This is a genomic window from Gillisia sp. JM1 (assembly GCF_000424645.1).
Classification (GTDB): Bacteria; Bacteroidota; Bacteroidia; order Flavobacteriales; family Flavobacteriaceae; genus Gillisia.
The window spans coordinates 330,510-343,452 of the sequence record NZ_KE384219.1; the positions used below are offsets into that span (position 1 = coordinate 330,510).

The 12,943-nt window shown below is 34.5% G+C and carries 9 protein-coding genes; 6 read left to right on the forward strand and 3 right to left on the reverse strand.

Going from position 1 to position 12,943, the window contains the following annotated elements; all coding sequences use genetic code 11:
* The 4 genes from H033_RS0115825 (at position 1) to H033_RS20440 (ending at position 6,469) form a co-directional block, all read left to right on the forward strand.
* The gene (locus H033_RS0115825; RefSeq protein WP_026839187.1) at positions 1-1,506 is read left to right on the forward strand and encodes a SusD/RagB family nutrient-binding outer membrane lipoprotein; all 1,506 of its coding nucleotides are present in this window, start codon (positions 1-3) and stop codon (positions 1,504-1,506) included.
* A 373-nt stretch (positions 1,507-1,879) separates the two neighbouring features.
* Positions 1,880-3,106 carry an exonuclease subunit SbcD gene (sbcD, locus tag H033_RS0115830; protein ID WP_026839188.1) on the forward strand — a complete coding sequence of 409 codons (1,227 nt, stop codon included), beginning with the start codon at positions 1,880-1,882 and terminating at the stop codon, positions 3,104-3,106.
* A gap of 3 nt (positions 3,107-3,109) precedes the next feature.
* The gene (locus tag H033_RS0115835) at positions 3,110-6,133 is read left to right on the forward strand and encodes an AAA family ATPase (RefSeq protein WP_026839189.1); all 3,024 of its coding nucleotides are present in this window, start codon (positions 3,110-3,112) and stop codon (positions 6,131-6,133) included.
* A 24-nt stretch (positions 6,134-6,157) separates the two neighbouring features.
* On the forward strand, positions 6,158-6,469 hold the full coding sequence (locus tag H033_RS20440; protein ID WP_034886428.1) for a hypothetical protein: 312 nt from the start codon (positions 6,158-6,160) through the stop codon (positions 6,467-6,469).
* Between the two features lie 41 nt (positions 6,470-6,510).
* On the opposite strand, the gene H033_RS0115845 is transcribed toward H033_RS20440, so the two are convergent.
* Positions 6,511-7,341: an alpha/beta hydrolase gene (locus H033_RS0115845; protein ID WP_026839190.1), complete on the reverse strand. Its 831-nt coding sequence runs from the start codon at positions 7,339-7,341 to the stop codon at positions 6,511-6,513.
* Positions 7,342-7,762: 421 nt separating this feature from the next.
* Here H033_RS0115845 and H033_RS20445 point away from each other — a divergent pair, with 421 nt between their 5' ends.
* Entirely contained in the window at positions 7,763-8,950 is a 1,188-nt protein-coding gene (locus tag H033_RS20445; protein ID WP_051227998.1) for a hypothetical protein, read from the forward strand.
* A 537-nt stretch (positions 8,951-9,487) separates the two neighbouring features.
* Positions 9,488-10,405 (forward strand): oxidoreductase, encoded by a 918-nt coding sequence (locus tag H033_RS0115860; RefSeq protein ID WP_026839191.1) that lies wholly within the window; start codon positions 9,488-9,490, stop codon positions 10,403-10,405.
* A 200-nt stretch (positions 10,406-10,605) separates the two neighbouring features.
* Here the strand turns inward: H033_RS0115860 and H033_RS0115865 are convergent, their stop codons facing one another.
* Both H033_RS0115865 and H033_RS0115870 read right to left on the reverse strand, forming a co-directional pair.
* Positions 10,606-12,003, reverse strand: a complete 1,398-nt coding sequence (locus H033_RS0115865) for an exonuclease domain-containing protein (protein ID WP_026839192.1) — start codon at positions 12,001-12,003, stop codon at positions 10,606-10,608.
* Positions 12,004-12,301: 298 nt separating this feature from the next.
* Positions 12,302-12,820: a DUF4494 domain-containing protein gene (locus tag H033_RS0115870; RefSeq protein ID WP_026839193.1), complete on the reverse strand. Its 519-nt coding sequence runs from the start codon at positions 12,818-12,820 to the stop codon at positions 12,302-12,304.
* Positions 12,821-12,943 lie beyond the last annotated feature (123 nt).

Genomic DNA, 12,943 nt, shown 5'->3' on the forward strand with positions numbered 1-12,943 from the left:
ATGAAAACCATAAAATATATTATACTCACATTGATCGCAATTACAACCTTAAACTCTTGCGATGACTATTTGGGAGACAATATAGATCCCAATAAAGAATCCTTGGATAATTTAGAAGCAAAAGATCTATTGTCAACCTCCATTGTAAATACCTCCAACGCATATTATAGTACAGCATTGGGGATTTCACAATATTCACAGCAAATAGCTTCCTATTTCGAGCCAAGTGCAGATACCCAAGAAGAAACCCAGTTAAGTGGAGCTTGGAATTTAATTTATTTACAGGCACTTCCAGACCTGGCTGCAGTTATTTCCCTAGCTGAAAGAGATAATTTACCTGCATATATTGGGATCGCCAAAATTTTACAAGCTACAAACCTTGGGCTAGCTACAGATAATTGGGGAGATGTTCCTGCATCACAGGCAACAATGGGTCAAGAAAATTTTACTCCATCATTCGATTCTCAAGAAATGGTCTATAATCAAATAAATACTTTGTTAGATGATGCTATAGAAATTTTAGGTGCTTCGGGGAATACTTCAGCAGTTGGAGAAGAAGACCTTATTTATAATGGTGATCTATCCCAATGGCTAAAAGCAGCATATTTTTTAAAGGCCAGATATGCAATACATTTAACTGAAGTGGATCAGACTACTGCAATTGCGCAAGCATTGGCAAATGCCAATAAATCTTTTACCAGCAATGCCGACGATTATCAGTTAATGTATAACACTCGTAATTTTAATCCGTGGTATGCCGGAGTTGTATTGCCCAATAACACAGGTAATTTTTCGGTCTTACTTTCAGATCAAATAGTAAGTTTAATGGATGGTACGTCAATTCCTTTTTCATCTATAGAAATAGATCCCAGATTGCCAATTATCACCACAACTGGTGAAGACGATACAGAATATCTTGGCGCTTTAAATGGGACTGGCGGTTTTCATGAATTTGGAGCTACTGAGGAAGATGATAATATTAGTGCAAACACAAATTTTGGGGCAGATAATTTTTATTCTTCCCAAACTGCTCCAATAATTATGGGAAGCTATGCTGAACTGAAGTTTATTGAAGCCGAAGCATTATTTCTACAGAATGGTGGAACCGAAACTTCAGAGGGAAGTACTGCTGAAGCCTACACAGCATATTTAGAAGGAATCCAGGCAAATTTGGATAAACTGGGAGTATCTGGATCAAAAAGTGCTGCTTATTTGGGGGATGCTTCCGTAGCTGTAGGATCAGAAAATCTTACGCTGGCACTTATAATGAAAGAAAAGTATATTGCTACCTTTTTAAACCCAGAAGCCTTTGTAGATCTAAGAAGGTATGATTTTGATCCCAATGTTTTTATAGGGCTTGAATTACCTTTTAATCACAATGAAGATCTTAATGGTGAATGGGTTCGAAGAGCACAATATCCTTCTTCTGAACAAACTAGAAATGGAACTGAAGTAAGCAAAGTTCTAAAACCAATTAGCGTAGGAGTGTGGTGGGATAGAGACTGATAACTTGAATTATGTTAGACCGCTCTGTTGTTGGATATAAGTCAAAGATTGAATTTCCACTTATAATTCAGTTTAAACTTTTTTACCATACAATTATACTTATCTATTATCGAAAAGTCCGTTTTCCTAGTAAAATTTGAAAGCGGACTTTTTTTATACAATGATTCCTATTCTGAAAACTTAAAGGCCCATTAATAATTACTTGATCATCTAAAGAGTTCGTTACTTCAAGATTAGTACAACCATTTGTAAAAGCAGGATAGTTTGTATAAAATTGGAAAAAGATTCACTTCTAGGGTTGTACCAATCTCTCAGATATTGTATTTTCAAAATTCGAAAAAAATGCATCTTCTGCATATAAAACGGATCCCTAATGAAAATACTTCATACTGCCGACTGGCATATTGGTAAAAAATTACATAAACACGACCTCTCCCAAGATTTCGATCTTTTTATAGATTGGTTGCTTAGCTGCATCAAAAAGAATGAAATAGAATTACTGCTGATTTCAGGAGATGTTTTTGACCTTGCCAATCCTTCCTCCGAAGCCAGAAAGCAATATTATAAGGCCTTATTAAAATTAAGAAATCTAAATTGTAAGATCATTTTAACCGGTGGAAATCATGATTCCCCTGCTATGTTGGATGCTCCGGGGGAGATTCTGCGGGAATTGGAAATGCATGTGGTTGGTAGTCTACGTGAAAATATTGAAGAATGTATTATACCCATTAAAGGAAGATCGGGAGAAGTAGAAATAGTTGTTGCAGCACTCCCCTATTTGCGGGATGCCAATCTTCGTTCTGTTTCCGATGGCAACACTTATGATGACAGATTAGAGTCAATTAAAATGGGGATCCAAAACACCTTTTTAAGTGCTGCGGAAGTCTGCAATGACAAATTCCCAAGTATTCCAGCTTTGGCAATGGGCCATCTGTTTGCTGCAGGAGTGGAAACTTCAGAAAGTGAACGCGATATCCAAATAGGAAATCAAGCTGCTTTTCAAGCTTCTCAATTTGGAGATTTTTTCAACTATATCGCTTTAGGTCACATTCATAAACCTCAAAAAGTGAACGGACTAGTTCCAACTTATTACAGTGGCTCCCCAATTCCACTTTCCTTTAGTGAACGTAAAGATGAAAAAAGGGTTCTGATACTGGATTCTGGAAAATCCTGGATTCCGGAAAGTATCCCAGTTCCCATTTTTAGAAAATTACTGAAGCTAACTGGAGATCTTAATGAACTTCAAACTAAACTCTCGCAGCTGATTAATAATTCTTCTCTGAATAATTTGATAGAATTAGAAATGATTGAAGAGCAGTATGATGCAACTAAATTATATGAACTGGATAAGCTGATCCAAAATTTTAATAGTCCAGGATTTGAAATTGTAAAAAGCCGTGTGAACTTTAAAAATAAACTATCTGGTGCTAGTGAATTATATGCAGGCACAACCCAATTAGAAGATTTAAAACCTAGAGAAGTGTTTTTGGAATTATTAGCAAAACAACCATATGAAACAGATATAAGCAAGGAGATTTTAGGCGCTTTCGATGAACTCATGGAAGACTTACAACAACAAGAAACTCCAAACGAACTCTAAGCAATGAAGATCTTAAAAATAGAATTTCAGAATATAAATTCCCTTCGAGGGGAACATCAAATAGACTTTACCAATTCACCTTTTACAGAAAGCTCTCTTTTTGCAATAACCGGACCCACTGGAAGTGGAAAATCAACCTTATTAGATGTTATTTCTTTAGCTCTCTTTAATCAGGTTCCTAGATTAGGGAAGATCTCAAGATCTGAGATCTTGAATAAAGGTGCTATTCTTACTCGCAATCAGAAAGAAGCTTTTGCAAGAGTTACTTACGAATGTAAATATGGAATTTTTAGCTCTCAGTGGAGTATTTCTACCAATAGAAATGAAAAATTACGGGAATATGAAATGGAAATTTCTTCTGTAGAAAACGGAGCTATTTTAGACCTAAAGAAATCTGATGTTCCAGGCAAAAATGAAGAATTAATTGGGCTTAATTACAATCAGTTTATAAAATCTGTGGTTTTGGCTCAGGGAGATTTCGCACAATTTCTTAGAGCGAAAAAAGATGAACGAGGGGAATTATTAGAAAAGATAACCGGCACCGGGATCTATAGAAAACTAGGAATAAAAGCTTACGAAAAATTTAGAGCCAGTAATGCGGATATCAAAGAGCAACTTTTCAATATTAAGAGAATTGAAGAGGAATTATTAAGTCCTGAAAATCTGGATACCTTTAAAAAGGAGTTTCTGGAAAAAACAAGCTTTTGTGAGCCATTAGTTAAGGAAGTTAAACTTAAGGAAGAGCAAGTAAAACTAAAAAAGGAAGTTCTTTTGCAAACTTCTGAAGTAGAAAAAACCAAGGTTAAGCTTAATCAAGCTTCACAAAAATTAAAATCTTTTGATAGTATAAAAGGTTTGCAATTGTTGCAACATGAAAAACTTCTATCTGTTTCAGAAGATTTAAGAAACTGGAAAACATGGTCTATAGAAATAGCTTCTTTAGATAAAGAACGTGAATTGCTTCAGCAGAAAAAAGAAAAGAATACAGAGCATATTTCCACCCAGCTGACTAACATTCAGAAATTCATTAAAAAGCCAATAATAGCTAATGAAGTTGCCTCAAGCTTAGAGCAATTTAGTTCTCAAGTGAGCAGCCTGCTTGAGGAACGGAATAAAAAAGGAGCGGAATGGAAAAACTTACAACAAATACTAAGAGTGGAGTTGAAAGAAGTTCCATTGGTAATTACAGATTCTCCAGAAGAAGACCTTCAAAAACTTGATAGTTTAAAACAAAATTCGACACAGATAATTGAAGATCTCAAGTCTAAACTAAAAGATTTTCAACTTCAAGACATTCCAAAGGAAAGGACTCATATTAGAAAAAATCTGGAAGAAACCCGTGAAGCCAAAAATTTCAAAATAGAATTGCAGCAACTGCTTTTTTCCCATGCCGATAAATTAAAAGAAAAAGCGCAACTTCTTCCTATTACTAAAGACTTGCCTAACAAAATAGCGCTATTAGATTCTAGAACCACTATTGAAAGTAAGAATCTTGATAATTTAGAATTACAAAAAGAGAATTTGTTGATGCGCACTCAACTGGAAGATTACCGTAATAAACTGATAAACAACGAGCCCTGTCCGCTTTGTGGAGCAGTACATCATCCTTATACAGAACATCTCCCTAAAGAAGATGATCAACTTCAGCTGCAGATTACAGCAGCTAAAAATAGTTTAATGACCTCTACCAAGGAAATGGCAACATTAAATTCTGAGTTAAAATTAGCTACTTCAAGCTTAGCTGTTTTAGAGGTTGAGATAAAAGAACTGGAAGAGAAATTAGAGTCCAAAAAGGAGTTATTTACTGCCACTTTTAAAAACTATAAAGTAGAAGAAAAAGTAGATTGGGATACTAAGATCTCATATTTTGAAGAGCAACTTGATAATCTGGAGACTTACGAAAAGGAACTTTCCAATTACCAAAAGATAGAGAGAGGTATTCCAATCCTGAAAGAAATGCAGGAAATTCTAAATGATGGCAGCAAATTAAAATTGCAGTTAAATAAACTTTATACAGGAGCAAATATTCATGCAGATTGTAGAGAATTAGAAGGAAAATGGATCCAATTGAACCAACAAAAAGAGCATCTAGCTGAAGTGTTTAAAGTAAGCGAGGCTAAAAGAAGCGGTTTTATAGGCAAGATTACAGAATTAGAACCACAACTTTTAAAGGAGCTACTAGAAAAAGGTTTTTCTACTATTTCTGAGGCAATTGCAGCTTTATTAAGTGATACGCTATTTAACGACCTTAGAACAGAACGTGATTCCTTACGTACAGAAATAGCATCGGCTACCACTACCTTAAAGGTGATATCTACACAATTAGAGCAGTTAAAGACTAAAGATGTAGTAGCAACTACAGATCTGCTTCAGCAAGAGTTAAACACAAAACAGCAGCAGTTAAAGTCACTTCAAGACGAAAGCAAGGAATTGGAACGTGTTTTAAAGAACCATGAAGAGTCTTTAGCAAAATTACAATCTATAAAACTTGACATTGCCGAGAAAGAGAAAAAAACCAAGCGCTGGACTCTATTAAATGAGTTGATAGGTGATGCAACAGGGAAGAAATTCAACGATTTTGCGCAAGACCTTACCTTATCTCAATTGCTACATTTAGCAAATATTAGACTGAAAGATCTTAGTGATAGATATCTTATAGACAAGCCTACCACAGATGAAGACGACGGATTAGTAGCTATAGATCAGCATATGGGTGGGCAACGCCGCTCTGTAAAAACACTTTCTGGCGGAGAAACCTTTATTTTAAGTCTTTCCCTCGCTTTGGCTTTAAGTGATCTGGCTTCCAAAAATGTGGAAATAAACAGTCTGTTTATAGATGAAGGTTTTGGGACGCTGGATCCTGAAACACTGGATCAGACATTAGATACTTTGGAAAGATTACAGGCAGAATCTTCTAAAACTATAGGCATTATAAGCCACGTAGACTCTTTAAAAGAAAGAATAGCAACTCAGATAAAACTCACCAGAAACGGACAAGGATATAGCAGTTTGGAGGTTGTTGGTTAATGTTTCCGTTTTCCGTATTCAGGATTGAGGTCTGAGGTTTCAGGTTTGTGGTTTGTGGTTTGTGGTTTGTGGTTTGTGGTTTGCGGTTTGTGGTTTGTGGTTTGTGGTTTGTGGTTTGAAAATAAAAAAAGTTATAGGTATATTTATCCTTTTCAATTTATTGCAGAAATGGCCAAAAAAGGAGCTCAAAAGAACACTCAGAATAAAGCAAAACACACCAAGCTTCTAAATAGGAAGAAGAATAAACTTCGTAAAGAAAAAGAGGCACATAAAGAACGCCTAAAAGCTATAGTGAATAAAGCAAAAGAGCAGAAAAATAATGACATCAATATATAATTACCCTATATAAGTTTTGGATAATTGGTTATTGCTAATTGTTAATTGTCATTCATAAACCTAACCATTTCCTGATATCTATTATTCCACGGCCAGAGAAATTGAGTCATCATTGGGATATGCTTCTTATCTAAAAGTATTGGTTCCAGATCTGGTTGAAATGGTTTTAATGCTTCCAAAAACCTTTTGTTTGCCACCCTAATAGAAGGATAGGTTTTCTCACCAACATACATCATGATCTCTGGAGTGTTTTCAGACACATAAAAGATTGGTGAAGCTTTTTTCCATACTTCTGGATCATCACTCCAAGTGCTGAGATAGTTATCTGTAGTTGTTGGTGGATATTGTTGTAGATAGTGATGCATATCCAGACCAGCTGCATCATTTAAGATTATTCCAGAAATAGAAGATGGTTCAATTCCATATTCCTCATTCATTGTAGCTAAAGCAACCAGATGTCCTCCAGCGGAATGACCTGTTAGAAATAGTTTTTTAGGATCTCCTTTATATTCACCAATGTTTCTTTGAGTCCACTTAATGGCTTCAGCTACTTGAGTGGTCATCACTTTATAATCTGCTTCAGGACTTAAGGTGTATCCTACCACAACAGTGGTAATACCTTTCTTCGCGAAATTTTTTCCGTAGAAATCATACAATTCCTTTTTCCCACTATTCCAATTTCCGCCATGAACAAAAACCAGAACAGTATTGTTTTCTGAATTGGATGTTTTGGGAGTGAAAATATTTAAGCTAGGCTGAGAATTACTATTTGAAGTAGATTGTAAATAGGGAACATTTTCGATCTTTTGTACACTACAACCAATCAAGAAAAAGCTCATTAGAAGAAACAGGGAAGGGATTGCAATTCGCATTTATGTTATATTTTATTAATGAAATTCGTAGAGGGTACTTACCCAAACCTTAATTGACTCTAAAAAGCAATTATCTTTTAAGCTGCAAATTAGGCAATTTTATAAATTAAAATAAACTATCTATTTATTTGTATTTCAAACTTAACCAGTTTTTTTCTCGTATATAAAATATACGGCTGAAGAGAAAATATCATAAAGATCACATGAAGAAATGGTGAGCTGATTGCAGTTTACATTTCTATTCTAAAATTTTTCAATGAAATTTTCAGAGAGCACTTATCTATCCTTTAATCGGAAAATTTATATAGGATAATCTTTTGTTAAAAATCAACTGAATGTCCAAATTAAGAATAAAGAATTCGTTTATTTGGAATTCAGAATGTTTAATCTTTTAACTCAATAATTAAACAAAATAGAAAACATGAAAAAAATCAAACTCTTTAGCTTACTATTTATTTCAACAATTTTATTTGTGAATTGTAGTAACGACGATGATGCTATGCAAGAAATAATTGTAGAAGAACCAACTGCTACGGCAAATACAAAATCCTACAACCTATCTTCTGTAGCAGATCCAAATATTTCAGGAACTGTAACAGTAACTGAATTCTCTGATAATTCTATTCAATTAGATTTGAATCTTCAAAATACGCCAAGTAACGGCGTTCATCCTGCACATGTTCATTTTAATACGGCTGCCGAAGGTGGTGATATCGCCGTTAGCTTAGAGGCAATAGATGGAAACACTGGAAAAAGTTCTACTAATTTCACAACTTTAGATGATGGCACAGCCATCTCTTATTCTGAATTTTTAAATTTTGATGGTTACGTAAATGTTCATTTGAGTCCAGAAGATTTAGGGACTTTGGTTGCACAAGGCGATATAGGGCAAAATGAATTAACAGGAGAAACTAAAACCTACGATTTAGGAAGCGTTGACTTTCAAGATATTAGTGGAAATATTACTTTTTCTAAGAGAAAAAATGGCGATGCCTTAGCCGCAGTAAACTTGGAGAATACAACAGCCGGAGCAATGTATCCTGGACACATCCATATGAATACGGCTGAAGAAGGTGGTGATATTGTAGTTACTTTGAATCCTGTAAATGGTGATACTGGTGTTGGAAAAACTAATATCGCTGCTTTCGATGATGGATCTAGCTTTAATTACGAGGCCATTTTAGTTTACGATGGTTATGTAAATATTCATCTTAGTGCAGAGGAATTAGGAACTTTGGTCGCTCAAGGTAATATTGGTTCTAATGAAGGTGAAGATGAAAATGCTTCTGCGACTTCTTTTAATGTAACTAATACTGGAACAACAGCATATATATTCAATGGTGGAAGCTTCTCAGATGCAAATAACCCTGAACTTACTTTAAAGCGTGGAGAAACTTATGAATTTGTTGTAAATGCTTCAGGACATCCTTTCTTTATTAAAACTGCTCAAGGGAACACCAACGCAAATGCCTATAGCAATGGTGTTACTAATAATGGCGCAGAGCAAGGAACCATAACTTTTACAGTACCCGCAGATGCCCCAGACACCTTATTTTATAATTGCCAGTTTCATAGTTCTATGACGGCTAAAATCAATATTACAGATTAATTGTACAGCCTGTAAAAAAGTAAAACCTCAAAGAATTTTAAATTTCTTCGAGGTTTTTTTTCTATTTAAATAAGTTTCCTCAATATCAGTCATAATAGCATTTCTCTATTGGAATTTTAAAAGTTTTTATTTTGAATGCCACTAAATCAAAGAAATCGTATCCAATTTTCATGATAATTTTATTTCCAAGTTGAATTTGAATTAAAAAAGATATACTTAATATTTAATACCGTTTATATCCCTTTTTAAATAAGAGGTATTCTTAATAACTGATCCTGAAACTTATCTAATACAATCTTTCCTTTTTAAACGAGCATCAAAATCTCCTGTTAGCACATCATTTATTCTCTCAATTTGAAGAAACAAGGAGAAATATGCAAATCAAGCAGATCAACTTTTTTTGCATGAATTACTTATTAATATGACTAATTTACAGGAGAAAATATTCGATGTAGCAAATAAACTTTCGCAAAGGAAGCTTTTAGAAGTGCATCTAATAAAAGATAAATAAGTACTTACATTTAAATTACAAATAATATGTCTACTCTAAAACTTGATGACATTCCAAATCAAAAAGAGAAAATAGCCATTGTTACCGGCGCTAATGCCGGACTAGGTTTTGAAACTACATTGGAACTTGCAAAAAACGAGATTAAAGTAATAATGGCATGCCGTAATTTGAATAAGGGACAAAGCGCCAAAGATGAAATTTTGAAACAAGTTCCAAAAGCCAAGTTGGAGATTATAGAAATAGACCTAAGTGAATTAGATTCTGTTCGAGAATTTGTGAAGTCCTTTCTTGCAATGTATAGTAGTTTAGATCTATTAGTAAATAATGCCGGGGTGATGATGCCACCTTATCAAAAAACTAAAGATGGGTTAGAATTACAGATGGCTGCAAACTATTTTGGGCATTTCCTATTAACAGGATTATTAATTGATATAATCACAAAAACTGAAAATTCCAGAATTATATCTCTTAGTTCCATTGCACATAAAAATGCTTCAATCAACTTTAAGGATTTGCAAAGTGAACAGAAGTATTCCAAATTTGGTGCTTATGGGCAGAGTAAATTGGCTTGTTTAATTTTTTCAAAAGAATTACAACGAAGATTGGAGGCTAATAAAAAAACAAATACCATTTCTATAGCAGCCCATCCTGGTGCCTCTAATACAGAATTGGCAAGACATTTACCAAAACTGGCCTCCATACTTCTAACTCCTTTTCTACTATTAGTTACACATTCTCCAAGAAATGCAGCTAAACCAACCTTATTGGCAAGCTTAGGTAAGAACGTAGACGGAGGCGATTATTACGGGCCACAAGGATTTATGGAAATGAACGGTAATCCTGGATTGGCAAAAGCTGAATCTCAGGCTTATGATGTCCTAGTTGCAAAACGTTTGTGGGAAGAGTCTGAAAAACTCACGGGTATTAATTTTTTGAGTTATTAGTTACATTTCCCAAAAAAAATCGAAGATAATTTTGATGCAAACTTTCTTAAAAATATTCAATTTGATAGCACCTATAGTGCACGTTACTAAAAACACCTACACATCTACATCTAAAAATATTTGCGGCACGGCAAAACTCCAGTCTATAATATTTTAGACCCAATAAATTAACCAAAAAGAATCAGCACTAAATAGCTTTTTTAAGCATACTCCAACTGATCAAAATAAAACACGTTTTTCTCTCCATACTTCCTCAAATAACTATTTAATATTTTATGGGTATGAAAAGTGGATTCCTGAAGTTTTAGAAAAGGCTCATAATCTTCAATGGATGCTATTTGAACTTCAGAATCTAAGTAACCATAACCTTGATATCTTCCCTCTTTCACTAGAATAAAAGCATCCTCCTCAAAACGCCTTCCTTTTTCCCGGATCACAAACGTCGGTTTTTCTTGGCCTAGACTATTTATAGCTTCAGTAACTTTTAAATTATAATCTGATACAGACTCATTGCCATCACAAACCCCTTCACAATTCTTCAACTTGTAATGTGAGCATTTTTCCATACTGCTCTGTAAAGTGCAATATCGGGGGCATAGCTTAAAATTTTTACATATGAGCTCCAGCTTTTCAGTCGCTAAAGACCGATTATAAAAGGTGCCAACAGAATCTTGTATTCTCTTTGTCTTGCCGATTCCAAGCTGAATTATTCCACGCTGATTAATATAACTAATGATTTGATAAGTTATCCCTGGACGCTTTTGCGCACTATTGAATTTTGGATAGTGTTTCCTAATATATTCTGCTTCCAAGAGTAAGGCTATTAACTCATTCCCTGTGCTTTCATGATCTACATGGTAAGTCTCCTGCCCCAAGAGGTATTCTTTGGACATCTTATCGTAAAAATGTGATAAGACACGTTTTTTAATGTTGATTGCTTTTCCCGCGTATATTACCTTATGTTGTTTATCCTTAAATAAATAAATCCCTGGTTCTTCTGGCAACTCATGAATTTCTTCAGCGGAAAGATGTGGTGGTAAAGTCGCTTGCTTGGAATGTGCATGTAAAAAAGAATTAAAAATCTGTCCATCTGTATCTAAAGATAATAAGCGCTGAAATAAGATAACTGTAGCATCTGTATCTCCTTCTGCCCTATGCCTATTTGTAAGTGGAATATTTATAGAATCACACAATCTCCCTAAACTATAAGATAATAATCCCGGGATCAGTTTTCTGGAGAGACGAACTGTACACAATTTTTTTCGATTAAAATCGAAGCCCAATTGCTTGAATTCATTGCGAAGCACATTATAATCGAAATTCACATTATGAGCTACAAAAATAGCATCCCGCATAAACTCCTCGATCTCTTTGGCAACTTCATCAAACTTTGGAGCATTCTCCACCAATTCATTATCGATCCCCGTTAGTGCGGTTATCTGGGCAGGAATGTGCTTTTCAGGATTTATAAGCGTGGTATATTTATCTTGAATTTCTCCACCTTTAAGTAGCACAATACAAACTTCGGTAAGTCTATTTCCATTGATCCCACCACCAGTGGTTTCCACATCTATAATTGCAAATAATTTATCTTTCATTTCATAAATTCTGAAGCTATAAAAGTAAGCATTATTTATGATAAATAGGATTATCTCCTAAATTTAGGATTTAATCCAACAACAGGATCTATAGCAACAATTAGCTAGAACCTGAAAACACAAAAAACACCTCTTAAAATCAAGAGGTGTTTTTTATATTAAATCAAGAACCTCGGAGCAAGCCCACGAGATGACTTGGAAAATACTTTTAAATATTCGAGGCAGGCCTCGGGGAACCTGCCCAGCCGGTCAGGCGGGTTAAACCCTCAATGAGGGATTAAAATGCTATGATAGAAAATTATTTAAGTTCTGTCTCTTCCACGAGGCTTTCTTCCTTATTTTCAGATTTTTCTGTAGCATTAAATTTTTCTAACTTTTCTTCATCTCCAGAGAAGTATGGAAACACATCTAGAATTGGAGATTCTGTGATAGCAGGAATGGAATACTCTCCCATGGTATTATCCATTGCCTGAGAAGTATTCTCAAAAGCCTCTTTTACATCATTAGCCTGCACCAGCATATAAATATTGGTTTTTTTCTCCTTTCCGCTATTTTCATCTAATGCAATTAGAGAAACTTTAGATTTGAACCATCTATCGGAATTTTCAAAAGGATGAACCTCAGATAAATTAGCCACTTTTATATTTGTAATTAGAAACTCTTCACTAGTATAAGCAGCCATCTCCTCATTAATTCTGGCTTCTGCTTCTGTAAACGAAATTGCATCTAATAAATAGGTTTCTGTAGTTACTTTTTGTTCTCCAGAATCATGTGTTTTTCTGTATTTTACTTTACACTCATACCAAGTTGCGCTCATATCTTTATTTTTTGGATGCCAAATATAAATTTTAAAATAAGCATTGACGATAATCCTGATAATAGATATTCACAATCTGTTTTTTATTCAGTTTTTAATATAATGGAAATAGATATTGAAAAT

Coding starts and splice junctions, on each gene's coding strand:
- H033_RS0115825 (WP_026839187.1), top strand. CDS start 1: ATGAAAACCATAAAATATATTATACTCACATTGATCGCAATTACAACC.
- sbcD (WP_026839188.1), top strand. CDS start 1,880: ATGAAAATACTTCATACTGCCGACTGGCATATTGGTAAAAAATTACAT.
- H033_RS0115835 (WP_026839189.1), top strand. CDS start 3,110: ATGAAGATCTTAAAAATAGAATTTCAGAATATAAATTCCCTTCGAGGG.
- H033_RS0115845 (WP_026839190.1), bottom strand. CDS start 7,341: ATGCGAATTGCAATCCCTTCCCTGTTTCTTCTAATGAGCTTTTTCTTG.
- H033_RS20445 (WP_051227998.1), top strand. CDS start 7,763: ATGAAAAAAATCAAACTCTTTAGCTTACTATTTATTTCAACAATTTTA.
- H033_RS0115860 (WP_026839191.1), top strand. CDS start 9,488: ATGTCTACTCTAAAACTTGATGACATTCCAAATCAAAAAGAGAAAATA.
- H033_RS0115865 (WP_026839192.1), bottom strand. CDS start 12,003: ATGAAAGATAAATTATTTGCAATTATAGATGTGGAAACCACTGGTGGT.
- H033_RS0115870 (WP_026839193.1), bottom strand. CDS start 12,820: ATGAGCGCAACTTGGTATGAGTGTAAAGTAAAATACAGAAAAACACAT.